Origin of the sequence: Halomonas elongata DSM 2581 (genome assembly GCF_000196875.2) — a bacterium.
Classification (GTDB): Bacteria; Pseudomonadota; Gammaproteobacteria; order Pseudomonadales; family Halomonadaceae; genus Halomonas; species Halomonas elongata.
Genome location: NC_014532.2, coordinates 3,042,409 through 3,068,808, shown reverse-complemented (window position 1 = coordinate 3,068,808; position 26,400 = coordinate 3,042,409). Strand labels below are relative to the sequence as shown.

Here is a 26,400-nt window from a genome sequence, read left to right as displayed (position 1 = left end):
AGCCAGGGCTATGTCCTGGCTTTTTTGTTTTTAAAAGAATGATGGTCTGGCATTTTTTGTAATATTGGTGTTATGTCCTGTATGGCGTAGAGAATTTGGATCCTTGTTCGGCAGCAGGCGTGGCATGCTGATGCACGATCGCCGATTAGGGAAGCATCGAACAAATATCCCGCCCCACTGGAGTAACTCATGGCTCGACCCCTGCGTGCCGACATCGACCTCGATGCCTTGTGCCACAACTACCGTCTCGCCCGGGACCTGGCGCCGACCAGCCGGTCGCTGGCGGTCCTTAAGGCCGATGCCTACGGCCACGGCCTGGTGCCCTGCGCCCGAGCGCTGGAAGGGCTGGCGCCGGCCTTTGCCGTGGCCTGCCTCGAAGAGGCGGAAGCCCTGCGCGAAGGTGGCATCACGGCACCGATCGTCCTGCTGGAGGGGATCTTCTCGGCCGATGAGCTGGCGCGGGTGGAAGCGCTGAAGTTGGGGACGGTGGTGCACAGCGACTGGCAGGTCGAGGCGCTGCTCTCCCATCGACCGGCGGAGCCGATTCCCACCTGGGTCAAGGTCGATTCCGGCATGCATCGCCTGGGATTTGCTCCCGAACGGGCGGCGTCGGTCTGGGCGCGCCTGAGCGCGGCCCCGGCGCAGGCGTGCGATCTGCATCTGATGAGCCACTTCGCTACCGCCGATCATGCCGACACGGCCTACTTCGAGCACCAGATGCGCACCCTGAACGCACTTGCCGAGACACTGAATGCGCCTACCTGCCTGGCCAATTCGCCGGCGACCCTGGCCCGGCCGGAGAGTCATGGAGCCTGGAATCGTCCTGGCGTCATGCTCTATGGCAGCGATCCCCTCGAGGCCTCCAACTCGGCGAGTCGCGAGCTGGAGCCGGTGATGACCCTGCGTTCACAGCTCATTGCCGTGCGTGACCTCGATGAAGGCGAGCCGGTCGGCTATGGCGGGCGCTGGCGGGCACCGCGCCCGTCGCGCATCGGTGTGGTGGCCTGCGGCTATGGCGATGGTTACGACCGTCATGCCATCGACGGCACACCGGCTCTGGTCGCCGGGCGTCGTACGACCCTCGTCGGCAAGGTCTCCATGGACATGCTCACGGTGGATCTCACCGATATTCCCGAGGCCGATATCGGCAGCGAGGTGGTGCTATGGGGCCGTGCCGCCAATGGCGAGGTGCTCTCGGTGGACGAGGTGGCCCGCCATTGCGATACCATCAGCTATACGCTGCTGACCGGGGTGCTGCCGAGGGTGCCCAGGCGGTATCATAGCGGCTGAATCCGAGTGTGAGAGCCCCATGTCCGAGCAAGCTTCCTCGAGTCGCTTTCTTCATCCCCGTTACTGGCCGACCTGGCTGGCGATCGGTGCCATGCATGTCGGCGCCTGGCTGCCCTGGCGACTCAAGCTCTGGGTCGGCAAGCTCATCGGGCTTGCCGCCTGGCGCTTTGCCAAGCGGCGACGCCGCATTGCCGAGACCAATATCCAGCTGTGCTTTCCGGAGTTCGATGAGGCGCGGCAGCAGCGGCTGGTCAAGGATGCCTTCATCGCCAACGGCATCGGCATTCTGGAGACGGCCACCGGTTGGTGCCGCGACCCCGAGCACCTGCGTCATCGCGTCGTCTTCGAAGGCCAGGAACACATGGCCCGGGTGCAGGCCGAGGGCAAGGGCGCGCTGATCATCGGCATTCACTTCTCGACGCTGGATCTCGGCGGCGCCCTGCATTCGCTGTTCTTTCCCGCCGACGTGGTCTATCGGCCCCACGACAACGCCCTGTTCGAGCGTTTCATGACCCGGGCGCGCAACCGCATCTTCGGCACCGCCATCGACCGACATGACCTGCGGGGCGTGGTACGCCGCATCAAGACGGGACATCATGTCTGGTATTCGCCGGATCAGGACTTCGGTCGCGAGGCCAGTGTGTTCGCTCCCTTCTTCGGCGTGGAAGCGGCGACCATCAAGCTCACCGCCAAGATCGCCCGCATGACCGGAGCGCCGGTCATGCCCTTGATCTTTCATCGCAATCCCGACGATTACACTTATCGCCTGGAATACCTGCCGGCCCTGGAAGATTTCCCCTCCGGCGACGATGTGGCAGACGCCGCCCGCATCAATGCCGTCATCGAAGCCGCCATCCGCCGCCATCCCGAGCAGTACCTGTGGCTGCACCGGCGCTTCAAGACCCGCCCCGAAGGCGAGCCCAAGCTATACGATGTGTGAGCCAGGAGCGCACTCCATAGCAGGCAGATAGCGCTATGCCGTGGATCGATGGGGCGGTGGTTACCGTTCGGCATGCAGGCCGGTGATGACGGCATCGATCTGAATCGACTGTGACACGCTGTGGATGAAGTAGACGAACAGCGACAGACAATGCAGGACCATGACGCAGGCGGTATACACCGCAAGGGAACGCCATATGCGGTCACCGTCGGGTGAGTACGGTTGTTACGGCACAGCGATGAATGACAGCGGGCCGGATGAATGGGCGACTGTCATGGCGAGCCACCTGGGTCGGTAACCATGAAAAACCCCCAAAGGCACGAGGCCTTGGGGGTCAACTCACAGCTTGAAGCTTATCGCGTAAGGCTGCCGACCGGCGAAGCCGGTCAAGCGTCGATGCGCTTGTACTTCATCCTGTGCGGGGTATCGTCGCCCACGCGCTTCTTGTGGTCCGCCTCGTACTCCGTGTAGTTGCCTTCGAAGAACTCCACGTGGGAATCCCCTTCGAAAGCGAGGATGTGCGTGGCGATACGGTCGAGGAACCAGCGATCGTGGGAGATCACCATGGCGCAGCCGGGGAAGGCCAGCAGGGCTTCCTCGAGGGCGCGCAGGGTCTCGATGTCCAGGTCGTTGGACGGCTCGTCGAGCAGCAGCACGTTGGCGCCCTGCTTGAGGGTCTGGGCGAGCTGCAGGCGACCGCGCTCACCGCCGGAGAGATCCGAGAGGCGCTTCTGCTGGTCGTTGCCCTTGAAGTTGAAACGTCCCACATAGGCCCGGGACGAGACTTCATAGCCATTGATGTTGAGGATGTCCTGGCCGTCGGAGACCGCTTCCCACACCGTCTGCTTGTTGTCCAGATCGTCGCGCAACTGCTCGACATAGGCGATGTCCACGGTCTCGCCCTTGATCACTTCGCCGGTGTCGGGCGTTTCCTTGCCCTCGATCAGCTTGAACAGGGTCGACTTGCCCGCGCCGTTGCCGCCGACCAGGCCGACGATGGCACCGGGGGGAATGGTAAAGCTCAGGTCTTCGTAGAGCAGCTTGTCGTCGAAGCGTTTGGAGACGCCGTGGAACTCGATGACCTTGTCGCCGAGCCTTGGGCCGGGCGGAATGTAGATCTCGTTGGTCTCGTTGCGCTGCTGGAATTCGCCGGACTGCAGCTCATCGAAGCGGTTGAGGCGCGCCTTGCTCTTGGCCTGACGGCCCTTGGCATTGGAGCGAACCCACTCGAGCTCCTGCTTGATGGCCTTCTGGCGCGAGGCTTCCTGCTTGGCTTCCTGGGCGAGGCGCTTTTCCTTGGCCTCGAGCCATTGGGAGTAGTTGCCCTCGAAGGGAATGCCTTCGCCGCGGTCCAGCTCGAGGATCCAGCCGGCCACGTTGTCGAGGAAGTAGCGGTCGTGGGTGATGGCCACCACGGTGCCGGTGTAGTCGTGCAGGAAGCGCTCCAGCCAGGCCACCGATTCGGCATCGAGGTGGTTGGTCGGTTCGTCCAGCAGCAGCATGTCGGGGCTGGAGAGCAGCAGGCGGCACAGCGCCACGCGGCGCCGTTCGCCACCGGACAGGTTGCCGACCTTGGCCTCCCAGGGCGGCAGGCGAAGGGCCTCGGCGGCCACTTCCAGCTTGCGCTCCAGGTTATGGGCATCGGCGGCCTCGATGATGTTCTCCAGGCGCGCCTGTTCGGTGGCCAGGGCATCGAAGTCGGCATCCGGCTCGGCATAGGCCGCGTAGACGGCGTCGAGCTTCTCCTGGGCTTCCTTGATCTCGCCCAGGGCTTCTTCCACGGTCTCGCGGACGTTCTTGTCGTCGTCGAGCTCGGGTTCCTGGGGCAGATAGCCGATCTTCATGTTCGGCATCGGGCGGGCTTCGCCCTCGAATTCGGTGTCGACACCGGCCATGATGCGCAGCAGGGTCGACTTGCCCGCGCCATTGAGGCCGAGCACGCCGATCTTGGCGCCCGGGAAGAAGGACAGGGAAATGTCCTTGAGAATCTGTTTCTTGGGGGGCACGACCTTGCCCACCCGATTCATGGTGTAGACGTATTGCGCCATGGAATCTCACTAGGGTTGGAGGTTCGGGGTTGGAGCACTCACTGGTCCCCGATGATAGTGGTCGGGCGATGGAAAGGCTAGACCGCGTCGTCTGTGGGGCGTCCGTATATCCCGTACCGCTCCTTCCATGGAGGGGCGGTCGTCATTCCTCTTCGTCCAGGTCCCAGTCGTCCCCGATGGCGCGGCGCAGGCGTCGCTCCTCCAGCAGGTCTTCCAGGCGGCGTCGGGCACGCAATCGCTCGGCGCGGCTGGTCGGTCGCTCTGGGGTGGCTTCGGCATCGTTGTCGACGTCCTGTTCGGAATCGTCGTAGTACTCGTCGTGAAGGGAATCGGGGCGCATGCGAACTCCTCCCATGGCCAATCGCTGGCTTTGCCACCCGCTGTGCCGGGCCTCAAGCCGGCGATCAACGTGGGCATCTGCCGGCTATATAAGACGAGATCTCGCACAGTGCAAGCCCTGTTGTAGAACGGCACGCGACGAGGTGGCCGAAAAGAGCTTGATTGTCGCTGTGCCGGTGTCTCCGCTTGGCGGTAACATGGAGTGAAATCCATACGGCAGTCGAGGTTGTATGTCCCGTATACGCATTCACTACTGCACCCAGTGCCAGTGGTTGCTGCGCAGTGCCTGGTACGCGCAGGAGCTGCTTTCCACCTTCGGCGAGGCGCTCGAGGAAGTGGCGCTGGCGCCTTCCCACGGCGGCCATTTCGAGATCTTCTTCGATGACGAGAGCCTCTGGGAGCGCAAGCGCGACGGCGGCTTTCCCGACAGCAAGGTTCTGAAGCGGATGGTGCGCGACCGGCTGGATCCGGAACGCGACCTGGGGCATGTCGATCGATAGTGGCTACGGGCTACGGGCTACGGGCTACGGGCTACGGGCTACGGGCTACGGGCTACGGGCCACGAGTTACGCGCGAAGCGCCATGAGAGGGACCTTGTGGGCTTGAGCGTTGATATCTGAACAGGGAGAGACTCATGACAGCGGATCGTCGCGCCATTCTCTATGGCATCGGAGCCGTCGGCTTGTGGTCGACAGTGGCCACGGCCTTCAAGGTGGCGCTTGGCCACATGTCGCCCTTGACCCTGATGTGGATCGCCTCACTGGTCTCCTGGGCGGTGATCGGTATGCTGGTGCTGCGTCGCGGGCAGCTTCGGGAAGCCCTGAGCCATGGCTGGGGGACCGCCGCCTGGGCCGGGTTGATGAATCCGGTGGCCTATTATCTGGTGCTGTTCGCGGCCTATGACCGGTTGCCGGGCCAGGAAGCCATGGCGCTCAACTACACCTGGGCGCTGACCATGGCCTTTCTCGCCGTACCGATACTCGGTCAGCGACTCACGCGCATGGACGTGCTGGCCGGCCTGATCGCCTATTCCGGGGTCTGGGTGATCGCCACCCGGGGGCGCGTGCTCGACGTGGATTTCGCCGATCCGCTGGGCGTCGGCCTGGCGCTGGTCTCGACGCTGATCTGGGCGTTGTACTGGTTGCTCAACACCCGCGACCGGCGTTCGCCGCTGGTGGCGCAATGGCAGAATTTCAGCGTCGGCGTGCCGGTGCTCACCCTGATCCTGCTGCTGGGCCCCGAGGTGGAGTGGGTCGGTGCCACCGGGCTTGCCGCCGGCATCTATGTGGGGTTGTTCGAGATGGGCATCGCTTTCGTGCTATGGCAACTGGCGATGCGCACGGTCTCGCGTACCGCCAGGATCTCCAACCTGATCTTCCTCTCGCCGCCGATCTCGCTGGTACTGCTGTTCTTCATCGTCGGCGAGCCGGTCCTGCCCTCGACGCTGCTGGGGCTGGTACTGATCCTCGGCGGACTCGGCCTGCAGCAACGGCAGAAGACACCGGCCGAGCCTGCCGAGGCTAAATCTTGACGTTCGGTCTTGAAGTTCGGCCTGGATGGGCTCAGCCCTGGCGCTCGGCGAGTTCGGCACCCGAGTTCTCCAGCAGCGGGGCAAGCACCGGCCAGACGTTGTCGAGTATCTGTGGCTGGGCGGCGGCGGTGGGGTGGATGCCGTCGTCCTGCATCAGTTCGTCGTGCAGGGCCACGTCGTCGAGCATGAAGGGCAGCAGGGGAACCTCGTAACGCTCCGCGAGCGCCGTGAAGACCCCGGTGAAGGCCTCGCGATAGGCCTGGCCATAGTTGGGCGGAATGTCGATACCAAGCAGTGCCACCTCGGCGCCGGATGCCTGGCTGGCCTCGATCATGTCCGCCAGATTGCTGCGCATCTGGGCGGGCGGCAGCCCGCGCAGGCCGTCGTTGCCGCCCAGTTCGAGCAGAACGATGTCCGGGTCATGCTGTCTCAGCAGCTCGGGCAGCCGGGTCTTGCCGCCGGCGGTGGTCTCGCCGCTGATGCTGGCGTTGACGACCCGGGCCTTGCCTGCCAGGCGATCGGTCAGCAAGCTGACCCAGCCGTCCTGGCGTTCGATACCGTAGGCGGCGCTCAAGCTATCGCCCATCACCAGGATCAGCGGGCGTGGCGCAGCCAGTACCGGGCCCACCATCAGGCATAGCATCAGGGCCAGACAGATGCGCCATAGAAGCCGCCGATGGGGGTTGTGAACTCGATCAACGGGGGAACGCTGCCGCATGTCCATCTCCTCGCACGAGAATGCCATTGAGCCGATTCTACACGCCGAGGGCCTGACCCAGCAGGTCGTCAGCGGCGAACGGCATCTGACCATCCTGAAGGATCTGAATCTCGCGGTGTTGCCCGGCGAGAGCCTGGCCATCCTCGGTCAGAGCGGGGCAGGCAAGTCGACCCTGCTTGGCCTGCTGGCCGGGCTCGACGCGCCCAGCGCCGGCAGGCTCGCGATGTTCGGCCAGGCCCTGAATGAGCTGGACGAGGATGGTCGGGCACGGCTGCGCGCCGGTCGGGTCGGTTTCGTGTTCCAGAACTTCCAGTTGTTGCCGACCCTGACGGCGCTGGAGAACGTGCTCATGCCACTGGAGCTCACGGCGGTGACGGATGCCGAGTCGCGGGCCCGGGACTGGCTGACCCGGGTCGGCCTGGGAGAACGCCTCGATCATCTGCCCAAGCAGCTATCCGGCGGCGAGCAGCAGCGCGTCGCCCTGGCTCGGGCCTTCGTTACGGGCGCCGAACTGGTCTTCGCCGACGAACCCACCGGAAACCTCGATCCGGCGACCGGCGAGCGCATCATCGACACCCTGTTCGAGTTGAATCACGAGGCCGGCACCACCCTGGTGCTGGTGACTCACGACCATGCCCTGGCGCGTCGCTGCGATCGCTGCCTGCGTCTGGTGGATGGCCGGCTCGTCGAGATGGCCCGCGAAGAGGTCGGCGCATGAACGATCCGACCCGTCTGCTGCGCCTTTCCTGGCGCGGCCTCAAGCGCGACCTGCGAGCCGGCGATGTACGAGCGTTGTTCGTGGCGCTGGCGCTGGCGGTGGCCGCCTCGACCATGATCGGCTTCTTCCTCGATCGCCTCGACCGGGGGCTGACCCGCCAGGCGGGCCAACTGCTGGGCGGTGATGTGGTGCTCGAACAGTCCCGCCCCTTCGCGGCCGAGCTGCGCGAGACGCTGGAGGCGGCGGGCCTGACGCTGTCCGACCAGGTCGACATGGTGTCGATGGTCAGCCGGGGCGATGCCTTTCAATCGGTCAGCCTCAAGGCAGTGGATGATGTCTATCCGCACTATGGCGTCTCGCGCATCTCGCGGGGCGGCGAGGTCGAGGAAGTGGCCGCCGGGCCGCCGCGTGGCGAAGTGTGGGTCGCGCCTCGTCTGGCGATGCTGCTGGATGTCGAGGCCGGTGACCGCCTGCGGGTGGGAAGCGGGGAGTTCCGCGTCGGCGCGGTGATCGAGCGCGAGGCCGATCCTTCGGCTGGCTTCGGTAGCTTCAACCCGCGCCTGATGATGCATGTCGATGACCTGCCGGCCACCGGGCTGGTGCAGGAAGGCTCGCGCATCGAGTATGAGCTGCTGGCCGCAGGGCCGGCGCAGTCGGTGGAACAGGTCGTGCCGCTGCTCGAGCGATTGCGCGGCGAAGGCGTCGAGGTGCGGGACGTACGCCAGGATCGGCCCCGGCTGGGCAGCGCCCTGGAGCGTGCCGACCGTTATCTGAGTCTGGCAGGACTGGCTGCGGTACTCCTGGCCGGGGTCGCCGTGGCCATGGCGACGCGTCGTTACGTCGAGCGACATCTGGACACCGCGGCCTTGTTACGCTGCTTTGGTGCCAGCCAACGCGAACTGGTGTGGATCTTCGTGCTGCAGCTCTTGTGGCTGGCCCTGGCGGCCTCGCTGCTCGGCGCCGTGCTGGGGCTGGCCGGGCAGGCGGCGCTGTTGGCCCGGCTGGGTGCGGTCATGCCGATCGAGCTGCCGCCGCCGGGCATTCTGCCGCTGGGCATGGGCGTCTTTACTGCGCTGGCAGTGCTGGCGGGCTTCGCCGGACCGACCCTGCTGCGACTGCGCCGCGTCAGCGCCCTGAAGGTGCTGCGCCGGGAGCTCGATCCGCTGCCGGCTTCGGCCTGGTGGGTGGTGATCGTGGCGGCCGGTGTGTTCGGCGGCCTGCTGTGGCTGTACTCCGGCGATATCGCCTTGGCCATGGGGCTGCTGTTCGGCGGGCTGGCGGCCTTGCTGGTGCTCTGGGGGCTGGGCAGCGCATTGCTCGCCCTGCTGGCCAGGCTCTGCGCACGGCTGCCACGCCAGACGGTATCCCACGATGGCCTGTGGCGAGCCTTGAGGCTGGGCGGACAGCAACTGGCGCGGCGTCGCACGGCCAGTCTCGGTCAGTTGCTGGCCTTCGCGACGGCACTGTTCGCCATGGGCATGATCGCCCTGGTACGTGGCGATCTGCTCGATACCTGGCAGGCGCAATTGCCCGAAGATACACCGAACCATTTCGCCATCAACATTCAACCCACCGAGCGCGATGCCTTCGAGACAGCGCTGGCCGGGGCCACCGAGTCGCGCAGTGCGCTATACCCCATGGTGCGCGGGCGTATCACCGCCATCCAGGGGCAGCCGCCGAGCGAAGTGGTTCCGGAAGCGTCGCGTGGCGACAATGCCCTGCGCCGCGAGCTCAACCTGACCTGGAGTGACGAGCTGCCGACCGGCAATCGGCTGGTGGCCGGCGAATGGTTCTCGCTGCCGTCGACATCAGCGGCCAAAGGCTGGCTGGGTGCCGTCGCCGCCGATCCCGTCGCGCCGATCTCGCTGGAGAGCGGACTCGCCGAGCGCCTGGGGCTGACGCTCGGCGATACCCTGACCTTCACGATCGGCAGCGAAACATTGCAGGGGCGCGTCGCCAGCCTGAGAGATCTGGATTGGGACAGTTTCCGCCCCAACTTCTATGTCATCTTCCCGCCTGGCGTACTGGAAGCATTCGGCCACAGCTACATCACCGCCTTCCATCTCGATGATGGCGAACGCGGCATCCTGCGGGAGCTGATGCGTGACTTCCCGGCGGTGACACTGCTCGATGTCGAGTCGATCCTGTCGCGGGTTTGCGAGGTGCTCGACCAGGTGACCCGGGCAGTGGAACTGGTGCTGGTCTTCGTGCTGCTGGCCGGTGTCAGCGTCCTTTACGCCGCCCTGGTGGCGAGCCTGCCGGTCCGGGCGCATGAGGCGGGGCTGCTGCGTGTGTTCGGCGCCGGCGACCGGCTGTTGTCGCGCATTCAGGGGGCCGAGTTCGCCCTGCTGGGACTGGCCAGCGGCCTGCTGGCCGCCGTGCTGGCGGAGTTGGCCGCCGCCGGGATCTACATGGCCTGGCTGGACCTGGCACCACGCTGGCATCCCGCCTTGTGGGCCTGGTTGCCGCTGGGCGGCGTGCTGCTGGTCGGGGGGATCGGTCAGTGGCTCTCGCGCGGGCTGCGGCGTCGAGCGCCGGCGGCGAGCCTTGGCCTGCTCGGCGAGACCTGACCCGGAGCATGTTGAGCAGAGTTTCAACGTCGTATAACCGAGCGTAGACACTGTGCGAACAAAGCCTAGACTGGCAGGACGCATTCTGCCCAGATTACAGAGGAGGTAATCCCATCATGCGTCTTAGCCGTGCTTTCCTGTCCCGCCTGGCGTTAGCCATGGTGCTTTCCGTTCCGATCGCCGGGCCTGCCCTGGCGGATGCCGAGAAGCTCGAGGCGGATCTGCGTGCCTTGTTCGCCGACCAACCGGGAGAGCTGACCATCGGGGATGTTTCCGAGAGCTTGCTGGGCGGTGAAACCCGTGCGGAAGGCCTGGAGTACGTTAGTGAGCGGGGCGAGCGGGTGCATGTCGATCGCTATGTCGTCGAAGGGGATTACGACGATCCCGACCGAGTGGTTCTGGAGGGCCTGAAAGTCACCGAGGAAGAGGACGGGCAGACGGGGACGATTACCGCGCATCGCCTGGTGGTCGTCGAGCCTTCTCGCCCGGTGCTTTCTCCCCGGGGCGTGCTGGCCGATGGCCTCGAGGCTGCCGAATTGACCGCCGAAGAACTGGTGATCGCGCGCAGTGGCCGCACCGTGCTCGATACGGCCGGCGAGGCACCGCGCAGCGTCACCAATCCCCGCCTGACGGTCGAGCGCCTGCATGTCAGGGATCTTGCCCCGGATACCATCGGTAGCCTGGAAGCGACCGATATCGCCGGCAGCGGCGAGGCCTTCGGCGAGATCGGCGATGGCGAATTCACGCTGGGCGCCCTGAACATCGAGGGATTGCACGACCTGAAGAGCCAGACCGAGGCGCGGGCCGACCGCGTGGAGCTGAAGAACCTGGACATCGAAGCACAGCGCCTGGTGGCAACCCTCGAACGCCTGCTGGTCGACGGTGACATGGCGGATGGCGCCGGCGGCCTGTGGCTGGAATCGCTCGATCTCGACCTGGCGCGGATGATCGAGCTGGCACCGGCCGAGAAACGTACCCGGCTACGCATGATGAGCAACGTGCTTACCGGCGGCAACGGTCGCCTGACGCTCGATGCCGCTTTCGATGGGCAATGGAAGTCGCTGGACGACCGCCGGGCGATGCTGCTCGGCGAGAGCCGGGTGACCGCCGACGATGCTTTCCGCTGGACCTTCGACAGCGAGACCCCGGCCCGTCTGCCGGAGGGTGTCGATCCGTCGACCTATTTCGCCGAGGTGAAGGGCCTCGATGATGTCACTCTGCTGGGCGGCGAGGTCGAGACGACACTGACCGATCTTGGCCTGTTCGGCCGCCTACCGGCGGTGATCGCGACCAGCCAGGGCATGAGCGAGGAAGAGTTCATGGCGCAGGCGCGTACCCAGGCCAAGGGGCTCGGTAGCCTGTTCGGCCCGGAGTTCGCCACTCTGTTCGGTGGCCTGGTCGACATGATGGAAGGCAAGGCCAGTGAGCTGGTCGTGCATTTCACCCTACCGGAAGGCGACGAGCAGGATCTGGACGCCCTGGCCGACGACCCGTTGGTGCTGCCGAGCAAGCTGTCGATGCAAGTGCATACCCGCTGACCGCGCGGAAGGTACCTTCAGAATTTCTCAAGCTCGCATGAGAAATGATGCGCTCAACCATGACGGCCTTTCATGTGAAAGCCGTCATGGGCTGGGGTATGATGAGCGCCTCCGATTTTCCCGTGATGCGAGGTCTTGCGCCGATGTTCAGCCGTGATATGCAGATTGCCGGTTTCGATGATGTCCTGTTCGATGCGATGCAGAAGGAGAGCGCGCGTCAGGAGGCTCACATCGAACTGATCGCCTCCGAGAACTACGCCAGCCCCCGGGTGCTCGAAGCCCAGGGCAGCCAGCTGACCAACAAGTATGCGGAAGGCTATCCTGGCAAGCGCTACTACGGTGGCTGTGAGTATGTCGATATCGTCGAGCAACTGGCCATCGACTACGCCAAGGAACTGTTCGGCGCCAGTTACGCCAACGTCCAGCCGCACTCCGGCTCCCAGGCCAACGGCGCCGTCTTCCAGGCCTTGGTCAAGCCGGGCGATACGGTGCTCGGCATGAGCCTGGACGCCGGTGGTCACCTGACCCACGGTGCCCGCCCCAACTTCTCCGGCAAGCACTACAATGCCGTGCAGTACGGCATCGACGAGAGCGGCCGCATCGACTATGACGAAGTCGCCAGGCTTGCGCGCGAACACCAGCCGAAGATGATCATCGCCGGCTTCTCTGCCTACTCGCAGATCATCGACTGGGCCCGTTTCCGCGAGATCGCCGATGAGGTCGGCGCCTATCTGCTGGTCGACATGGCCCACATCGCCGGCCTGGTGGCCGCCGGTGTCTATCCGAGCCCGATGGCCCATGCCCATGTGGTGACCACCACTACCCACAAGACCCTGCGTGGCCCCCGCGGCGGCCTGATTCTCTCCAGCGAGAATGACCCCGAGATCGAGAAGAAGCTGCAATCCGCCGTCTTCCCCGGCGGGCAGGGCGGTCCCCTGGAGCATGTCATCGCCGCCAAGGCGATCTGCTTCAAGGAGGCTATGGAGCCCGACTTCAAGACCTATCAGCAGCAGGTGGTGAAGAACGCCCAGACGATGGCCGGCGTGTTCGTCGAGCGCGGCTTCGACATCGTCTCCGGTGGCACCGAGGACCATCTCTTCCTGCTGTCGCTGGTCAAGCAGGGCCTGACCGGCAAGGACGCGGACGCCGCCCTGGGCCGTGCTCATATCACCGTCAACAAGAACGCCGTGCCGAACGACCCGCAGAGCCCCTTCGTGACCTCCGGGCTGCGCATCGGCACGCCGGCAGTGACCACTCGTGGCTTCGGTGAAGCCGAGTGCCGTGAGCTCGCCGGCTGGATCTGCGATATCCTCGACGTCATGGTCAAGGGTGAAGACACCGCCGCCATCGAGGCCGAGGTGAAGGCCAAGGTCGAGCAGGTGTGCACCCGGTTGCCCGTGTATCGGTGATAGGCACCACGATCACTGACCCTTCTCCGAAAGCATCGGGGCCCTGCCATGCTGGGCCCCGATGCTTTTGGTTCCCTGCCTTGCAAGGAAGGCGGTGCACTAGCTACCCACAATAGGCCTATGAGGTTTGGAGTGGTATCCTGAAGGGTTTGTACCTTTTGGGCTCGTGAATATTAGGCTGCAAATATCGATTCGCTTTTAATGCTAATGAAGCGGCTGGTTATCCATTAAGGCAGTATAAGTCAGCTATCTTTCACCTGCTGGACATTTTCTCGGGCAGGCAGAGGATGATTGATTGGCAATGGCTTGCCATGAATATGACGGTTCACGGGGTTAGAGTCTTGAATTCAAAGTTGAATATTCGGGTATGAAAGATAGTTCATCAACCGACGAAGCGTCGATGACCGACTCGCTCCCTCCTTTGGAGAACGTGGTCGACTGGGGCATGGAAGCGATGCAAAAGCGCCAGTGGCGCGTTGCCATCGAAAGATGGAATGTTTTGCGTCGCCTTTACCCGAATGGTGTCGCTGTTTGGGTACAGTCGAGTATCGCACATCGTCAGTTAAAAGAATATGAAGAAAGCGAAAGGCTCCTTCGTGAAGCCTGGGAGCGTTTTCCTCTCAACGCTAGTGTTCTTGCCCAGTGGAGTGAGCTGGACATCGACCGCGATGATCTCGCATCAGCGCTAGAACGATTGAAGATGTTGCGAGACAACTTTCCCGGGCATGTCGTTGGGTGGGCCAGGGCCGCAGATGTACTGGAGCGACTTGGTCGACATGACGAGGCGGTAACCATGAACCGTCATGCCCGGGAACATTGTCCCGACCGTCCACTGCCATGGGTGCAATATGCCGAGATGGCCATGAAAGCGCGCGATTGGCCGACGGCCTTGGAGCGTTGGGCAGATGTGCGTTCTCGTTTTCCCGATCATGCCCAGGGGTATATTCGTGCGGCGGAGGCGGCCGAGGCGATGGGGCAAGTGCGATACTCGCGACAGTTAAAGCTGGCCCAGGAATATGGCAATGATTGGCTCGAGAAGGAAGCCAACCAAGCAGAAGATGCGGGCGAAGTGATTAATCCTCCTCGCCGCAGAACTCTGAGGATGTTCTGGGATCTTGTCTGGACGAAGGCGCGTTTGAACCTGAAGAGTGAAGCCAGTCAGAATCATTTGCGCTATCTATGGTGGATTCTTGACCCTGTGCTCTACATGACAGTCTTTTATGTCGTCTTTGGATTGTTGATGGAGCGCGGAGGGGAAGGGTTCATCGCTTACTTGCTGACAGGGCTAGTGCCCTTTCAATGGTTTGCCAAGACAGTTCAACATACATCAAATTCCATAGTGGGGGGGAAGGGGTTGATGCATAAAGTCCGAATCTCGCCGCTGTTCTTTCCGCTAGTAGGTGTTGTGCAGAATACCGGAAAACAATTTCTGGTCTTTGCCATGTTGGGGATCTTCCTGACTCTTTACGGTTTGCCACCTACCATTCATTGGTTGGCCTTTATTCCCGTTGTTCTAGTGCAATTGCTGTTGATGACGGTTGTAAGTTGTCTGTTGGCTATGTTGGTCCCCTTCGTGCGAGACCTGATTAATCTGGTACCCACCGGTATCCAGTTCCTGTTGTTTGCTAGTGGTATCTTCTATACCACTGAGCGCATTCCGGAAGAATGGCGGTCGTTGTTCTTTCTCAACCCCATGGCCAATATTCTCTATCAGTATCGGTTGGTATTGGTGGAAAACCAATGGCCGGACTGGAGTGGCCTTGGCTGGGTGGCCTTGGGATGCGGGCTAGGACTGTTACTTGTGGTCTTTCTGTATCGACGTTTCGAGCCTATCTTCCCGAGGGTTGTCATCGAATGAGTGATGCAGTATCAGAAAACAGGGGAGAGGTCATCATCTCCCTTCGGAATGTGGGCGTTCGCTATAAGCGACGCGGTGGGCTGTTTCAAAAACCGGAATATTTCCAGGCCCTGGAAGGGCTGAACTTCGATGTACATAGGGGAGAAACCCTGGGGATTCTGGGGCGAAATGGTGCTGGAAAATCGACTCTGCTACGAGTCGTTGCCGGTATCATTCAACCGGATAGTGGCGAAGTCATCAACCATGGTGTCACCGTCTCCTTGCTAGCTTTGCAGGCTGGGTTCGATGCTGAGCTGCCTGGTACCGACAATGCTATCCTCAGTGGTATGTTGATGGGATATACCCGAAGACAAGTGGAAAAGAAGCTGAATGATATTGCTGAATTTTCGGAACTCGGTAACTTCATGGATGAGCCGGTCAAAACGTATTCTTCGGGGATGCGGGCTCGTCTGGGTTTTTCAGTGGCCATGTATATGACGCCTGATGTCCTGCTTCTGGATGAAGTGTTGAGCGTAGGCGATAAGCAGTTCAAGGAAAAGGCAGAAAAAGAGATGATGAGTAAGATTCACTCGGACCAGACTGTTCTGCTTGTATCACATTCGCAAGCGCAAGTGGATAGGATTTGTGAGCGGAAAATTGAGCTTTGATCTGTTTTTGTTTTTTGGGTGATTGAGAATTTGTGATGGAAATTAGTATTTATACATGCCACCATAAAGAAAGTGCTTTTCTTGCTGATAGTGTTTTTTGCCCTATCCACGTTGGAAAGGCAAATAGCTACAACGATATTGGCTGCAGAGGGGATGACACTGGCTGTAATATTTCCCTGAAAAACCCGTATTATTGCGAGCTGACAGCTCAGTATTGGATATGGAAGAATGATCTTACCTCTGATTATGTTGGCTTGATGCATTACCGAAGGCATTTGAGCTTTTCTGAACCCGATGGTTTCAGGAGAGATCAGTGGGGTGTCATTGTAGAAGAGGAACTGGATGAGGCTTACCAAGCCAAGCATGGATTAAATAGAGATGCCGTGCTTGAAAAGCTTGGTAATTGTGATGTCATTCTTCCTGAAAAGTGGGATGTGAGAAATGCAGGAAGTAAAAACAACTATGAGCATTATGGGAATTCGCCTGATTTATTTATAAGTGATTATCAGGAAGCTGTGAATGCCCTGCTTAAACAGCATCCGGATTTTTATGATGCAGTAAAAGAGTACAATGGTAGTCCGTTGGGTTATTATACAAATATGTTCGTGATGAAACGCGACATTTTTGACGACTACTCTCGGTGGCTGTTTGATATCCTGGATGAGCTGGAGGATAAGCTCTCCTTGCAAGGCTATAACCAACAGCAGAGTCGTGTTTTTGGCCATATTTCAGAACGACTGCTTGGGATTTATTTCACGAAGAAGCGGAATGAAGGGTTAAATATAAAAGAAGTCGGTAGAACTTTTCTATCTAAGGAAGGGTTCAATGGTGGGGTTGTCCCTTGGTATGGTGAAAATAATCACCCGGTTGTTATATGTTTTGATGATAATTACTCGCACTCCGGCGGCGCGCTCCTTAATTCGATAAAGAATAACGCTAATCCCGATAAGAATTACGATATCCTTGTTCTGGAGAATGGGGTATCGAACAGAAATAAAGCGAGATTGAAGAGCCTGTTTGATGGTTGCGATAATTTCAATATAAGATTTTTTAATATAAACGCTTTTGATGAAATAAAAGACGTTCATACCAGAGCGCATTTTAGTCCTGCCACATATGCTAGGCTTTTTATACCTCAAGTCTTTAAAGAGCAAGAAAAGGTTCTATTCATTGATGCGGATACTGTAGTCAATGATGATATTGCGAACCTGTTTGATGTCGATCTCGAAGACAATCTTGTTGCTGCGGTAAAAGATATCGTGATGGAAGGCTTCGTCAAGTTTAAGGCGATTTCAGATCATCATACAGGGGCTCTGGAAGCCAGGGACTATTTGACAGACTATCTTGGACTGAAAGATGGGGTGGGGTACTTTCAGGCAGGGTTGATCATGTTTAATCTCGATAAGATGAGAGAGGAAGGTACTTTTGATCATCTTATGGAGGCGCTGAGGTTAAAGCCTTATTGGTTTCTTGATCAAGATATCATGAACAAGGTTTTCGAAGGAAGAGTCAGGTATCTACCGCTGAGTTGGAATGTTTTTCATGGAAATGGTAATACTTTTGATTTCTTTCCAGGGCTGAATTTTTCTACATTTTCCGAGTTCCTGGAAGCGCGCAAGAACCCTTCCATGGTTCATTATGCTGGCGACCAGAAACCTTGGAATAATCCAAGCGTAGACTTTTCTGATATGTATTGGAATGCACTACGAGGGACGCCTTGGTATGAAGAGCGTGTCAGCACCCTTGTTACCGGAAAGCTGCATGATAAAAAAGTTGTGCATGAAGTTCCAAAAAAATCTTTGAGCAAAGAAGAAAGGTTTCGCAGTTTTTTGAAACCGTTTTTTAATAAAGCTTTTCCTCACGGTAGCCGTGGGAGAATGGTCTTGAGTAAGTTTTATTTTAGGTCTTTGTATGTGTACCGAAAGGCGAAGTTTTGGTTTTCGGGAAAGGCTTTTAGGTGACTTATGAAACTTGTTGTTCATGTTGGGATGGGTAAGACGGGAACTTCAGCATTACAGTATTTTTTGGATAGTGAGGAAAAAGAGCTTCGTCGGAATGGTATTGTATATGTTGGGACGCGGCTTCAAAATGCTATAAAGGATACCCCTATATACCATCAAGGGGATGTGAATAGAGTTTCGTTGCTGGAAAGAGGGTTGTCCCTTCTAGAGAAGAATCTTTCTAGAGGGGCTGGTAGTATTAAAAGTGTTGTTTGGTCTAATGAAGCATTTTCTATGGGGTATAACCCTAGAGAGGTAGTTAGGTGTTTGATAGATTTTGTTGATAGTTCGGAGATTTTTACCTCGATAAAGTTTTTGCTGGTCCTGAGACGGCAGGATGAGTGGGTGGAGTCTGCATACAAGCAGTGGGCTATGAAGCACAAGACTAATCATGGCCGTAGGATAATGACTCCCGATGAGTTTGTTGATAATAATATTCGTTTGTTGGATTACAATAAAGTTGTCGATGATTGGATGTATGATGAAGGGTTTCTGGATGTCGTCTCTTATGATGATGTCATGAAGCAGGGAGGAATGATAAATTTTTTCTGTGAGCGGTTCTCTATAGATTATAAGAAAAGTTTTGATGGATATAAGAATGTCCATGAGTCTTTGGGTGTTTCTCTGAGTAAGATGGTTTCTTTGTATAATCGAGGGTTTGAAGAAGAGGTTCTTCCTTCTGCCTTTCTTGACGTTATTAAGGATGCAGGAGTTGAGGAGCTTTCAGAGAGTAATGAATGTTTTGTGAGTTTTTCTACAAGAGAGAGATTGTATCATAAGTTTTATGAAGATAATAAGTCTCTATCGCTGAGGCTGAGAGGGGATGAGGGATTCTTTTCTGAACGTCCTGTTCGAGAAGTGGATGATTATGTCTTTGATCCGGAGGTTTTTGTAACTTATCTCTCAATGATATGTGGTAATCAGCAGAGGCGTATAGAGAATCTTAATAAAAGGTTGCACAGGATAGAAGGGGCTAAGGGTGGTCTTTTTTCTAAGAGAAAAGCGTTCTTTGTTAAGATGTTTCGCAAAATTTTTCGAGGATAGAGATGGAGAGGAGTGTGTCAAAAGAGTTATTGCTAGTGGGTGCCGGCTTTTCTGGTGCAGTGATTGGTCGCGAGCTTGCCGAGGCAGGGCACAAGGTCACCGTCGTGGATGCACGCTCGCATATTGCCGGCAACTGCCATACCGAGCGTGATGCGGAGACAGGGGTGATGGTCCATGTCTATGGTCCGCATATCTTCCATACCGATGATCAGGAAGTGTGGGAGTATGTCAATCGGTTCACGACCTTCAAACCCTATGTGAACCGGGTGAAGACGACTTCCAAGGGGCAGGTCTTTTCGTTACCGATCAATCTTCATACGATCAACCAGTTTTTCGACAAGACTATGAGGCCCGATGAGGCACGTGAGTTCATCGAGGCTCAGGCGGATACTTCCATTGAGGATCCGCAGACTTTCGAGGAGCAGGCGCTGCGTTTTGTCGGCCGGGATCTCTACGAAGCCTTCTTCAAGGGGTATACCCAGAAGCAGTGGGGCTGCCATCCCAGCAAGTTGCCGGCCAGTATCCTCAAGCGGCTGCCGGTGCGCTTTAACTATAACGACAACTACTTCTTCCATCGTTTTCAGGGTATGCCGGAAGAGGGATATACCAAGCTGGTGGAGGGAATCCTCGATCATCCGAATATCAGCTTGCACCTGAATACTCGCTTCGAGCGCGAGCAAGTTGATGAGTATGACCACGTCTTTTATTCGGGGCCATTGGATGGCTTTTTCGACAATGATCTGGGGCGACTTGGCTATCGCACCCTGGATTTTGAGCGCTTCACCTACAAGGGCGACTATCAGGGTTGTGCGGTGATGAATTATGGCGAAGAATCAGTGCCTTACACGCGCATCACCGAGCACAAGCATTTCTCGCCCTGGGAAGAGCACGAAGGTAGCGTGTGTTATCGTGAATACAGTCGAGCCTGCGAGCCGGAGGATGTGCCCTACTACCCCATTCGGCTGGTAGACGAGAAGGCATTATTGGCCAAGTATGTCGAAAAGGCTCGCCAACTCGACAAGGTGACGTTCGTAGGACGCCTGGGTACCTACCGCTATCTCGATATGGACGTAACCATTCGAGAGGCGCTGGATACAGCCCGTGGCTTCCTCGATCGCGTCGAGAATAGCGAGCCTGTTCCAGCGTTCTTCGTCGACGTATAGGCCATATAGTGGACGGAATGGCTGACAAAAAGACGACCCCGATGCCGCCACCGGCCTCCATCCGGCTGGTGGCCGTCATCGTTTCCTTTAATCGTTGCGAGCATCTCAAGCAGGGCATTGCGGCGGTGCTTGATGAGCCTGTTGCCGGGCTGGTGGTGGTGGATAACGGTTCCACCGACGGCAGTCGGGAATGGCTGGCCAGCCTGGATGAGCCGCGTCTCGAAGTGGTGACCCCCGAACGCAACCTGGGAGGAGCCGGAGGTTTCGAACTTGGTTTCAAGGTAGCGCTCGAAACCTTTCAGGCTGATTGGCTGGTGTGTTTCGACGACGATGCGCGCCCGGCACCTGATGCGCTTCGTGCCTTCATGGAGCAGGACCTGGGTGATATCGATGGAGCTGCGGCAGCAGTCTACTACCCGGATGGCGGCATCTGCGAAATGAACCGGCCCAGTTGGAACCCGTTCTGGCATGGGCGACTGCTGTGGCGAACGCTGCTGGGCACGTTGACCGGTCGAGCCCGTGAAGGGTTTCATCTGGCGGATCGTCACTATGTCGAAGGAAAGCCACTGGAAATTGATTCTTCCTCCTTCGTGGGGTGCTTCATACGTGCGGAAGCGGTGGAGCGAATTGGCTTGCCGCGAGGCGAGTTATTCATCTATGGCGACGATGTCATCTACACATTGAGCTTGCGCAAGGCTGGGGGGCGTCATGTCTTTCTGCCACACGTGCGGTTCGTGCATGATTGCTCGGCTGATCTACGAGGTACTGCCCGGATCACGCCGCTATGGAAGGCATTTTATGCTTATCGCAATGGCTTGGTGATGTACCGAATTGCGGCGGGAGGCTGGTTTCCATTGGTCGTACCGGTCAAGATGCTTAGCTGGCTGTGGGCCGCGCGCCATTACCCGCAGAAACGGCGGTATCTGAGGCTATGCGGGGAGGCATTTCGCGATGGCCTGCGCAGGCATCCGGGTTGTTCGCATGATGATCTGACAAGGCGGTATCCCTGATATGCCAAGAACCGCCAAGACTCTCTCGGGCTTCGAAGCCTATTCCCATATAGCGGCACGTTTCGCTGATGCGTGTTCGTTACTGGCCGGCGGCTTCCTGGCCTACTGGCTGCGTTTCGGTTCTCTCGAAAGCATGGTCGAGCGTTACCAGTGGATGATGTTGTCCGGCATGTTGCTGGGTATGGTGATCTTCGGCTCTTGCGGTCTCTATCGTTCCTGGCGTGGCGCGGTGCGTGTCAAGTTGGTGGTGAGGATCGTGCACGCTTTTGTCATCCTGGGCGGTACCATCTTCACGTATCTCTACTTCACCAAGACCGGGGCCGAGTTCTCGCGTCTATGGCTCGGGATGTGGCTGCTCAGTGCCTTCGTCATGAGCGTCGGCATTCGGACTGTTGCCTATCCATTGCTGAATCGGTTGAGAAGTCATGGCCGCAACCGCAAGAGCGTCATTCTGATCGGTGACCTGGAATCTTGTCTGAGGGCGCACCGACAGATCACCGCTCAGCCGTCGGCGGGCTTCGACATCCGAGCCGTGCGCCTGATGGATGCCAGCGGCTGCGAGCGTTTCAACGTCGATGACTGTCGCACGTTCGACAGCGAGGCGGATGCCAGCCTGGCCTGTGACGAGATCTGGGTGTGCCTGCCGCTGTCACGGGGCAACCTGGTCGAGCGGCTGCTCAACGACCTAGATCACTGCATCGGCAATATCCGTTATATGCCGGACATGCAGGGCATCCGCCTGCTGAATCATGATATCTCCACGGTGGCTGGGCTGTATGCGTTCGATATGAGTTGCAGTCCCATGAGCGGAAGGGCGCGTTTCATCAAGCTCATGGAGGACAAGCTACTAGCCGGAGTGGCGCTGGTCCTGCTGTCGCCGCTGATGTTGGTCATTGCACTCGCTGTCAAGCTCACATCGCGGGGGCCGGTGTTGTATCGCCAGGAACGAATGAGCTGGAACGGGCGACGCTTTCAGATGCTCAAGTTTCGCAGCATGGCGGTGGATAGCGAGCGTGATGGAGTGAGTTGGGGAAATGCGGAGGGCAAGCAGGCCACCCCGGTGGGACGCTTTTTGCGACGCGCCAGTCTCGATGAGTTGCCGCAGTTGATCAATGTGGTCAAGGGCGAGATGTCGCTGGTCGGTCCTCGTCCTGAACGTACCGTTTTCGTCGAGCGATTCAAGCACGAGATTCCCGGTTACATGCAGAAACACATGGTGCAGGCGGGTATTACCGGTTGGGCTCAGGTGCATGGCTGGAGAGGGGACACGGATCTGAAAGCACGCATCGAGCATGATCTCTGGTACATCGATAACTGGTCGGTCTGGCTGGATCTCAAGATTCTCTTTCTTACAGTATGGCGCGGCATCTTTCATCCCAACGCTCGATGAGCCGGCAAGAACGACCGAACAAAGGCGAACAATTTATGCAAATTCTGGTGACGGGGGGCGCGGGCTACATCGGATCACATACCGTTGTCGAGTTGCTTGCGGCAGGTCACGACGTGGTGGTGGATAACTTGTGCAATGGCTCTCGGGAAGCGATCTCCCGGGTCGAACGCATTGCGGGAAAGCCCGTCGCTTTCGTGGAGTGTGATATTCGTGATCGCGATGCCCTGGATAGCGTGTTCGGCGAGCATGAGATCGACGCCGTGATTCATTTTGCCGGGCTCAAGGCAGTCGGCGAAAGCGTTGAGCAGCCACTTGCCTACTACGAAAACAACGTGAATGGCACCCTGGTGCTCTGTCAGGCCATGGCGGCGGCAGGCGTATATCGCATCGTCTTCAGTTCCTCGGCGACCGTGTACGGTATCGAGGCTCCGGTTCCCTATCTGGAGCACATGCCGCGAGGGACGACATCCAACCCATACGGCACTTCCAAGGGAATGGTCGAACGTGTACTGGAAGACCTGGCCGATGCTGACCCTAGTTGGTCGGTGACGCTACTGCGTTATTTCAACCCTATCGGTGCGCATCCATCCGGCCTCATTGGTGAGGATCCTCGAGGCATTCCCAATAATCTGATGCCTTTCATTGCCCAGGTGGCGGTTGGCCGGCGTGAGGAATTGACGATTTTCGGTAATGACTATCCGACGGCCGATGGCACTTGCGAAAGAGATTATCTCCATGTCGTGGATCTGGCCGTGGGGCACCTCAAGGCGCTTCAGGTGAGCCGGTCAGGGGTGTCGATCTATAACCTGGGAACCGGCAAGGGAATTTCGGTCATGGAAATGGTCAACAGCTTTACCCGGGTCACCGGGGTGGACATCGCATATCGCTTCGGCGAGCGTCGAGCAGGAGATCTGGCCAGTTTTTGGGCCGATGCGACCAAGGCCAAAGATGAGCTTGGCTGGACAGCCGAAAGAACCCTGGATGAGATGATGGCGGATACCTGGCGTTGGCAGTCGATGAATGCCGATGGGTATTGCTGATCGATCGATGTGGTTTGCATCGTCCAGGCCATGCAGTGACATGGCTGGGGGCGAGCGCGCAACTGGGCGCTTCGGCGCCAAGCCGTTACAATACGGCGACACGTCACGTCCTCAAATCGATGCCGGGTGATCGCCATGCACTGCCCCTTCTGCGGCGCCAATGACACAAGAGTGACCGATTCTCGTCTGGTAGCGGATGGCGATCAGGTCCGTCGCCGTCGTCAGTGCGCGGGCTGCGGCGAGCGGTTCACCACCTATGAAACCGCCGAGCTCGTCATGCCGCGGGTGATCAAGTCGGATGGTTCCCGGGAGCTCTTCGACGAGCGCAAGCTGCGTGCCGGCATGCTTCGCGCCCTGGAAAAACGGCCGGTCAGCGCCGAGTCCATCGAGGCTGCCGTAGAGCGCATTCGCCAGACCCTCAGGGCGCGAGGCGAGCGCGAGGTGCATGCTCGGGATGTCGGCGAGGAGGTGATGCATGCCCTGAAGCGTCTCGATCAGGTGGCCTACATTCGCTTCGCTTCCGTGTATCGCAGTTTTCAGGACATCGATGAATTTCGCGCCGAAATCGATCGCCTGGCCCAGGAGCCCAGTTTTCGTCCGGACGAATCGGGAGAATCATGATGTCGCCTACACCGCCCGAACGCTGGATGGCGCGCGCGCTCCGGCTGGCTCGCCATGGGCTCTATACCACCGCGCCCAACCCTCGTGTCGGTTGTGTCCTGGTCAAGGAAGGGCGAGTCATCGGCGAAGGCTGGCATGAGCGTGCCGGCGAGCCCCATGCCGAGATCCATGCCTTGCGCAACGCCGGGGAAGCGGCGCGGGGTGCCACGGCTTATGTGACCCTCGAGCCATGTTCCCACCAGGGGCGAACCGGCCCTTGCGCGGTGGCGCTGGTCGAGGCTGGGGTGGCCAGGGTGGTTGTGGCCATGCGTGATCCCAACCCCCAGGTGGCCGGGCGCGGCATCGAGCGTCTTCGCCAGGCGGGCATCGAGGTCGAGGAGGGCGTGCTCGAAGCCGAGGCCCATGCGCTCAATTCCGGTTTCATTGCGCGCATGGCCAGGGGGCGTCCCTTCGTGCGCATGAAGATGGCGATGAGTCTCGATGGCCGCACGGCGATGCGCTCCGGGGAGTCCCAGTGGATTACCGGCCCCTGCGCCCGGCGTGAGGTTCAGCGCCTGCGGGCGCGTTCGAGCGTGGTGATGACCGGCGTCGAATCGGTCATCTTCGACAACTCGCGGCTCACCGTGCGCGCCGAGCAACTCGAGCTGGACAATGCCGAGGCGATCGCCAGCCGCCAGCCGATGCGCGTGGTGGTGGATTCCCGCCTGCGCCTGCCGCTGGCGGCGGCCTGCCTGCGCGAACCGGGGCGTACCCTGGTGGCGACGGTGGACGGGCACGATGATGAGCATCGTGAGAAGCTGGAGCAGGCCGGGGCCGAGGTCGTGGTGTTGCCGGCGGAAGAGGGCGGTCGTGTCGATCTGGAAGCGCTGTTGTCCTATCTGGCCAGTCACGAGGAGGCCAATGAAGTGCTTCTGGAGACGGGCGCCACCCTGGCCGGTGCGATGCTGGATGCCGGCCTGGTCGATGAGATGCAACTGTTCGTGGCGCCGACCCTGCTCGGCGGCGAGGCCCGGCCACTTTTCGAACTGCCGGGTTTGACGCGCATGGACGAGCAGCGACCGCTGGATATCCGCGATATCCGTGCCGTCGGTGACGACTGGCGGATCACCGCCGTTCCCCGTCGGTGCGACCCGGCTGTGGCGTCGTCCTGACGCCACGCCTGCTGCATCCACGAGCCGATTTACTGGCGCCGGCGTTCCTGCCACGGTACCCTGACGCGGTTTCGAGTCGGGCGACGCCCGATGGCGACCCACGCGTCTTCCCGATGCGACAGCCGCCACGCTCAATTACGGAGACTCCATGGTGCACTCATCTTCCGGGGGCCTTTCCCCCATTCCCGAGCTGATCGAGGATATCCGCCAAGGGCGGATGGTGATCCTGATGGATGATGAGGATCGCGAGAATGAAGGCGACATCATCATGGCCGCGGAGAAGGTCGAGGCCGAGCACATCAACTTCATGGCGCGTCATGCTCGCGGGCTGATCTGCCTGCCGATGACGCGCGAGCGTTGCGAACGCCTGCAGTTGCCCTTGATGGTCAACGACAACGGCTCAGGTTTCGGTACCAAGTTCACCCTCTCCATCGAGGCGGCCGAGGGCGTGACGACCGGCATCTCGGCTGCCGATCGGGCGCGTACGGTGCAGGCGGCGGTAGCGCGTGATGCCAAGTCCGAGGATATCGTCCAGCCTGGCCACATCTTCCCGCTGATGGCCGAGCCGGGCGGTGTGCTGCGGCGTGCCGGTCACACCGAGGCGGCCTGCGACCTGTCTGCCCTGGCCGGGCTGGATCCCAGCGGGGTCATCTGCGAGGTGATGAACGAGGATGGCAGCATGGCCAGGCGGCCGGAGCTGGAGCGCTTCGCCCAGGAGCATGGCCTGAAGATCGGCACCATTGCCGATTTGATTCACTACCGCATCCACAACGAGCAGACCGTCGAGCCCGTGGAAGCCATGCCTGTACAGACGCCGCATGGAGAGCTGACCCTGCACGTCTTCCGGGATAGCATCCAGGGCGCGCATCACCTGGCCCTGGTCAAGGGCCAGCCGAGTCCCGAAGCGACCACCACGGTGCGCGTCCACCTGGTCAACGTCATGCGGGACCTGCTGTCGTTGCAGAAGGGCGAGCACGACAGCTGGGCGGCCCACGAGGCGGTGGCCGAGATCGCGAAGGCCGAACACGGCGTCTTCGTGCTGCTCGACGATGGTCGTCCCCGGCAGGATCTTCACGAGTTGCTCGATCTCTTTCTCGAACGCCGCCGGGCGCCACGCACCACCGATTCCGATGGCGCGGGCAATTACCTGACCATCGGCACCGGCTCGCAGATCCTGCGCGATCTGGGCGTCGGACGCATGCGCCTGCTGAGTTCGCCCTGGCGCTTCTCGGCGCTGTCCGGCTTCGACCTGGAGGTGGTCGAGCGGGTCGAGCCCGGCGAGACGTCGACGCACAATGACGAGGGCGGCATCTGAACGCCCCGCGTCGGATACACGCAAGCGTGCCCCCTCGGGGGCGCGCATGATCGGATTCAT

Annotated in this window: 23 protein-coding genes; 19 read left to right on the top strand and 4 right to left on the bottom strand. The window is 59.6% G+C overall.

The window, feature by feature from the left end:
* Nucleotides 1-189 precede the first annotated feature (189 nt).
* Together alr and lpxL are read left to right on the top strand one after the other, a co-directional pair.
* On the top strand, nucleotides 190-1,290 hold the full coding sequence (gene alr, locus HELO_RS14345) for an alanine racemase (protein WP_013333365.1): 1,101 nt from the start codon (nucleotides 190-192) through the stop codon (nucleotides 1,288-1,290).
* Nucleotides 1,291-1,309: 19 nt separating this feature from the next.
* On the top strand, nucleotides 1,310-2,230 hold the full coding sequence (lpxL, locus tag HELO_RS14340; protein WP_013333364.1) for an LpxL/LpxP family Kdo(2)-lipid IV(A) lauroyl/palmitoleoyl acyltransferase: 921 nt from the start codon (nucleotides 1,310-1,312) through the stop codon (nucleotides 2,228-2,230).
* Between the two features lie 60 nt (nucleotides 2,231-2,290).
* On the opposite strand, the gene HELO_RS14335 is transcribed toward lpxL, so the two are convergent.
* The 3 genes from HELO_RS14335 to HELO_RS14325 form a co-directional block, all read right to left on the bottom strand.
* Nucleotides 2,291-2,410 (bottom strand): DUF2254 domain-containing protein, encoded by a 120-nt coding sequence (locus tag HELO_RS14335; protein WP_109637502.1) that lies wholly within the window; start codon nucleotides 2,408-2,410, stop codon nucleotides 2,291-2,293.
* Nucleotides 2,411-2,616: 206 nt separating this feature from the next.
* A complete protein-coding gene (gene ettA, locus HELO_RS14330; RefSeq protein ID WP_109637500.1) occupies nucleotides 2,617-4,278 on the bottom strand; it encodes an energy-dependent translational throttle protein EttA in 1,662 nt (553 codons plus the stop codon).
* 142 nt (nucleotides 4,279-4,420) lie between these two features.
* Nucleotides 4,421-4,618, bottom strand: coding sequence for a PA3496 family putative envelope integrity protein (locus tag HELO_RS14325; protein ID WP_013333361.1), 198 nt, complete (start codon nucleotides 4,616-4,618; stop codon nucleotides 4,421-4,423).
* Nucleotides 4,619-4,847: 229 nt separating this feature from the next.
* On the opposite strand from HELO_RS14325, the gene HELO_RS14320 reads away from it, so the two are divergent.
* A complete protein-coding gene (locus HELO_RS14320) occupies nucleotides 4,848-5,117 on the top strand; it encodes a SelT/SelW/SelH family protein (RefSeq protein ID WP_013333360.1) in 270 nt (89 codons plus the stop codon).
* Between the two features lie 134 nt (nucleotides 5,118-5,251).
* The gene (locus tag HELO_RS14315) at nucleotides 5,252-6,148 is read left to right on the top strand and encodes a DMT family transporter (RefSeq protein WP_013333359.1); all 897 of its coding nucleotides are present in this window, start codon (nucleotides 5,252-5,254) and stop codon (nucleotides 6,146-6,148) included.
* A gap of 31 nt (nucleotides 6,149-6,179) precedes the next feature.
* On the opposite strand, the gene HELO_RS14310 is transcribed toward HELO_RS14315, so the two are convergent.
* Nucleotides 6,180-6,866, bottom strand: coding sequence for an arylesterase (locus HELO_RS14310; protein WP_013333358.1), 687 nt, complete (start codon nucleotides 6,864-6,866; stop codon nucleotides 6,180-6,182).
* On the opposite strand from HELO_RS14310, the gene HELO_RS14305 reads away from it, so the two are divergent.
* From HELO_RS14305 to ribBA, 15 genes are all read left to right on the top strand, one after another.
* A complete protein-coding gene (locus HELO_RS14305; RefSeq protein ID WP_013333357.1) occupies nucleotides 6,865-7,584 on the top strand; it encodes an ABC transporter ATP-binding protein in 720 nt (239 codons plus the stop codon). The genes HELO_RS14310 and HELO_RS14305 overlap by 2 nt on opposite strands.
* Nucleotides 7,581-10,154 (top strand): ABC transporter permease, encoded by a 2,574-nt coding sequence (locus tag HELO_RS14300; RefSeq protein ID WP_013333356.1) that lies wholly within the window; start codon nucleotides 7,581-7,583, stop codon nucleotides 10,152-10,154. Before HELO_RS14305 ends, HELO_RS14300 begins: the two co-directional genes overlap by 4 nt.
* 116 nt (nucleotides 10,155-10,270) lie before the next feature.
* Complete coding sequence (locus tag HELO_RS14295) at nucleotides 10,271-11,692, top strand: hypothetical protein (RefSeq protein WP_013333355.1); 1,422 nt, start codon at nucleotides 10,271-10,273, stop codon at nucleotides 11,690-11,692.
* A gap of 143 nt (nucleotides 11,693-11,835) precedes the next feature.
* Nucleotides 11,836-13,101, top strand: coding sequence for a serine hydroxymethyltransferase (gene glyA / locus HELO_RS14290; RefSeq protein WP_013333354.1), 1,266 nt, complete (start codon nucleotides 11,836-11,838; stop codon nucleotides 13,099-13,101).
* Between the two features lie 400 nt (nucleotides 13,102-13,501).
* Nucleotides 13,502-14,959, top strand: a complete 1,458-nt coding sequence (locus tag HELO_RS14285) for an ABC transporter permease (RefSeq protein WP_109637498.1) — start codon at nucleotides 13,502-13,504, stop codon at nucleotides 14,957-14,959.
* Nucleotides 14,956-15,606: an ABC transporter ATP-binding protein gene (locus tag HELO_RS14280; RefSeq protein ID WP_041602169.1), complete on the top strand. Its 651-nt coding sequence runs from the start codon at nucleotides 14,956-14,958 to the stop codon at nucleotides 15,604-15,606. The genes HELO_RS14285 and HELO_RS14280 overlap by 4 nt, the downstream gene beginning before the upstream one ends.
* A gap of 35 nt (nucleotides 15,607-15,641) precedes the next feature.
* Nucleotides 15,642-17,567: a DUF4422 domain-containing protein gene (locus HELO_RS14275; RefSeq protein WP_198410711.1), complete on the top strand. Its 1,926-nt coding sequence runs from the start codon at nucleotides 15,642-15,644 to the stop codon at nucleotides 17,565-17,567.
* Nucleotides 17,568-17,570: 3 nt separating this feature from the next.
* The gene (locus tag HELO_RS14270) at nucleotides 17,571-18,650 is read left to right on the top strand and encodes a hypothetical protein (RefSeq protein WP_157953423.1); all 1,080 of its coding nucleotides are present in this window, start codon (nucleotides 17,571-17,573) and stop codon (nucleotides 18,648-18,650) included.
* Between the two features lie 14 nt (nucleotides 18,651-18,664).
* The gene (glf, locus tag HELO_RS14265) at nucleotides 18,665-19,813 is read left to right on the top strand and encodes a UDP-galactopyranose mutase (RefSeq protein ID WP_232519601.1); all 1,149 of its coding nucleotides are present in this window, start codon (nucleotides 18,665-18,667) and stop codon (nucleotides 19,811-19,813) included.
* 17 nt (nucleotides 19,814-19,830) lie between these two features.
* Nucleotides 19,831-20,823 (top strand): glycosyltransferase, encoded by a 993-nt coding sequence (locus HELO_RS14260; RefSeq protein WP_013333351.1) that lies wholly within the window; start codon nucleotides 19,831-19,833, stop codon nucleotides 20,821-20,823.
* 1 nt (nucleotide 20,824) lies between these two features.
* Nucleotides 20,825-22,213 carry an undecaprenyl-phosphate glucose phosphotransferase gene (locus HELO_RS14255; RefSeq protein ID WP_013333350.1) on the top strand — a complete coding sequence of 463 codons (1,389 nt, stop codon included), beginning with the start codon at nucleotides 20,825-20,827 and terminating at the stop codon, nucleotides 22,211-22,213.
* Between the two features lie 35 nt (nucleotides 22,214-22,248).
* The gene (gene galE / locus HELO_RS14250; protein ID WP_041602164.1) at nucleotides 22,249-23,253 is read left to right on the top strand and encodes a UDP-glucose 4-epimerase GalE; all 1,005 of its coding nucleotides are present in this window, start codon (nucleotides 22,249-22,251) and stop codon (nucleotides 23,251-23,253) included.
* 135 nt (nucleotides 23,254-23,388) lie between these two features.
* Nucleotides 23,389-23,874, top strand: a complete 486-nt coding sequence (gene nrdR, locus HELO_RS14245) for a transcriptional regulator NrdR (RefSeq protein ID WP_013333348.1) — start codon at nucleotides 23,389-23,391, stop codon at nucleotides 23,872-23,874.
* Nucleotides 23,874-25,025, top strand: a complete 1,152-nt coding sequence (gene ribD / locus HELO_RS14240; protein WP_049786240.1) for a bifunctional diaminohydroxyphosphoribosylaminopyrimidine deaminase/5-amino-6-(5-phosphoribosylamino)uracil reductase RibD — start codon at nucleotides 23,874-23,876, stop codon at nucleotides 25,023-25,025. Before nrdR ends, ribD begins: the two co-directional genes overlap by 1 nt.
* A 148-nt stretch (nucleotides 25,026-25,173) precedes the next feature.
* Nucleotides 25,174-26,340, top strand: a complete 1,167-nt coding sequence (ribBA, locus tag HELO_RS14235) for a bifunctional 3,4-dihydroxy-2-butanone-4-phosphate synthase/GTP cyclohydrolase II (protein ID WP_013333346.1) — start codon at nucleotides 25,174-25,176, stop codon at nucleotides 26,338-26,340.
* Nucleotides 26,341-26,400 lie beyond the last annotated feature (60 nt).

Coding starts and splice junctions, on each gene's coding strand:
- galE (WP_041602164.1), top strand. CDS start 22,249: ATGCAAATTCTGGTGACGGGGGGCGCGGGCTACATCGGATCACATACC.
- HELO_RS14260 (WP_013333351.1), top strand. CDS start 19,831: ATGGCTGACAAAAAGACGACCCCGATGCCGCCACCGGCCTCCATCCGG.
- HELO_RS14270 (WP_157953423.1), top strand. CDS start 17,571: ATGAAACTTGTTGTTCATGTTGGGATGGGTAAGACGGGAACTTCAGCA.
- nrdR (WP_013333348.1), top strand. CDS start 23,389: ATGCACTGCCCCTTCTGCGGCGCCAATGACACAAGAGTGACCGATTCT.
- HELO_RS14310 (WP_013333358.1), bottom strand. CDS start 6,866: ATGCGGCAGCGTTCCCCCGTTGATCGAGTTCACAACCCCCATCGGCGG.
- HELO_RS14305 (WP_013333357.1), top strand. CDS start 6,865: ATGTCCATCTCCTCGCACGAGAATGCCATTGAGCCGATTCTACACGCC.
- HELO_RS14300 (WP_013333356.1), top strand. CDS start 7,581: ATGAACGATCCGACCCGTCTGCTGCGCCTTTCCTGGCGCGGCCTCAAG.
- ribBA (WP_013333346.1), top strand. CDS start 25,174: ATGGTGCACTCATCTTCCGGGGGCCTTTCCCCCATTCCCGAGCTGATC.
- HELO_RS14255 (WP_013333350.1), top strand. CDS start 20,825: ATGCCAAGAACCGCCAAGACTCTCTCGGGCTTCGAAGCCTATTCCCAT.
- HELO_RS14320 (WP_013333360.1), top strand. CDS start 4,848: ATGTCCCGTATACGCATTCACTACTGCACCCAGTGCCAGTGGTTGCTG.
- HELO_RS14280 (WP_041602169.1), top strand. CDS start 14,956: ATGAGTGATGCAGTATCAGAAAACAGGGGAGAGGTCATCATCTCCCTT.
- lpxL (WP_013333364.1), top strand. CDS start 1,310: ATGTCCGAGCAAGCTTCCTCGAGTCGCTTTCTTCATCCCCGTTACTGG.
- alr (WP_013333365.1), top strand. CDS start 190: ATGGCTCGACCCCTGCGTGCCGACATCGACCTCGATGCCTTGTGCCAC.
- HELO_RS14315 (WP_013333359.1), top strand. CDS start 5,252: ATGACAGCGGATCGTCGCGCCATTCTCTATGGCATCGGAGCCGTCGGC.
- ribD (WP_049786240.1), top strand. CDS start 23,874: ATGTCGCCTACACCGCCCGAACGCTGGATGGCGCGCGCGCTCCGGCTG.
- glyA (WP_013333354.1), top strand. CDS start 11,836: ATGTTCAGCCGTGATATGCAGATTGCCGGTTTCGATGATGTCCTGTTC.
- HELO_RS14295 (WP_013333355.1), top strand. CDS start 10,271: ATGCGTCTTAGCCGTGCTTTCCTGTCCCGCCTGGCGTTAGCCATGGTG.
- HELO_RS14275 (WP_198410711.1), top strand. CDS start 15,642: ATGGAAATTAGTATTTATACATGCCACCATAAAGAAAGTGCTTTTCTT.
- HELO_RS14325 (WP_013333361.1), bottom strand. CDS start 4,618: ATGCGCCCCGATTCCCTTCACGACGAGTACTACGACGATTCCGAACAG.
- ettA (WP_109637500.1), bottom strand. CDS start 4,278: ATGGCGCAATACGTCTACACCATGAATCGGGTGGGCAAGGTCGTGCCC.
- HELO_RS14285 (WP_109637498.1), top strand. CDS start 13,502: ATGACCGACTCGCTCCCTCCTTTGGAGAACGTGGTCGACTGGGGCATG.